Origin of the sequence: Psychrobacter pacificensis (assembly GCF_900101915.1) — a bacterium.
GTDB lineage: Bacteria > Pseudomonadota > Gammaproteobacteria > Pseudomonadales > Moraxellaceae > Psychrobacter > Psychrobacter pacificensis.
The window spans coordinates 1-1,255 of the sequence record NZ_FNAL01000059.1 but is presented as its reverse complement, the minus strand read 5'-3'; the positions used below and the strand labels follow the sequence as shown (position 1 = coordinate 1,255).

The following is a 1,255-nucleotide window of genomic DNA, read 5'->3' as shown; positions in this document are numbered from 1 at the left end:
TAAACAACAGACCAAGAAAACGATTAGGGTTTAAAACGCCTATGCAGGCGTTCTATAATATTAATTAGCGTTGCACTTGGTGTGTTAATCTAAGCCTTAAAAGGTTTGTCGCTTTTGGAGGTATGTTTGAGTATGCGCATACGCGAGAAGAAGTCATCGAGCAGGGTATCGACGTTATTCCTAATGATGAATTGGTAATGTGTGCATTGACGGTTAATCTAATCCCTTTTACCAAACCTGCACGCAACTCGGTACAGCTGTTATGGCAGTGGAATCGTTATGTGCGTAATCGATTGCATGCTTATATTGACTATCGTGAAGAGCATTTTTTCAAAATCAATGATGAGATTGATTGGGAGTATCCAGCACATCAGTTCCATCAGCGTCTTGTGGCTACTGTGCGATTACCATTATGGGATGATAGAGATGAGCTGATTGCCGATGTGTACTTTAATAAAAAAGGACAGCCTAAACTTAAGCACTACAACGAGAAGCGACTAGTATAACTTTCGATAGTGACCACGACTGACAAACTCAATAATGCCTTTATCTCGTAATACCTGTAACTGTTGGCGAATTTTATCTTTTACGTGGTTGTTTTCAGGATGTTTGAGCTGTAACTCATCAGCAAAAGCATAAACCTGTTTGAGAGAGAAGTGAGCATCAAGTCGATCGATACATTGCCAAACATCTAATGTCCAGCCACGCGACTCTATAGATTGCGTGCGTAAAAATAAGGTTTTTTGGAATTGCTGGGTAACCGACTCTTTATCCATAATTTTTTGGTCTTTGACCAAAAATACTTTGCCTGATTCTGGCACTTTTCGTAAGTCAATATTGCAACCCACCCAACCTGCGCGTTTGGCAGTCACTGATAATGGTTTGCGCTTAACAATAATATCGGGCGTAAAAAACTGCTTGGGAATAATTAGAAAGTTATTAACGGCGTATGCTTTTGAGTAGGTCAAAAAGAAAAAACTGGGATTGTCCTTACTATTGATACGCTCAACCATCGTCTTGTAAGCGCCATCATTAACGATGTTGCTTAACTTGGCTTTTTTACTTTTTAGCTCATATTGCTCATTACAATGCGCGCAGTAAAAATCAGCAACAGGTTGACCGTTAGCAAATTCAGTCAAAGGCTGCTCGCTACAATTAGGACCTTAGATTAACACACCAAGTGCAACGCTAATTAATATTATAGAACGCCTGCATAGGCGTTTTAAACCCTAATCGTTTTCTTGGTCTGTTGTTT

The 1,255-nt window shown here is 39.7% G+C and carries 2 protein-coding genes; one reads left to right on the top strand and one right to left on the bottom strand.

All coding sequences use genetic code 11. From position 1 onward, the window contains the following. The first annotated feature begins 122 nt into the window (after positions 1-122). Positions 123-506: a hypothetical protein gene (locus tag BLR43_RS13430; protein WP_201587583.1), complete on the top strand. Its 384-nt coding sequence runs from the start codon at positions 123-125 to the stop codon at positions 504-506. On the opposite strand, the gene BLR43_RS13425 is transcribed toward BLR43_RS13430, so the two are convergent. After that, positions 498-1,139, bottom strand: coding sequence for a DpnI domain-containing protein (locus tag BLR43_RS13425; RefSeq protein WP_093071474.1), 642 nt, complete (start codon positions 1,137-1,139; stop codon positions 498-500). The two genes, BLR43_RS13430 and BLR43_RS13425, sit on opposite strands and share 9 nt — an antisense overlap. Positions 1,140-1,255 lie beyond the last annotated feature (116 nt).

Coding starts and splice junctions, on each gene's coding strand:
- BLR43_RS13430 (WP_201587583.1), top strand. CDS start 123: ATGTTTGAGTATGCGCATACGCGAGAAGAAGTCATCGAGCAGGGTATC.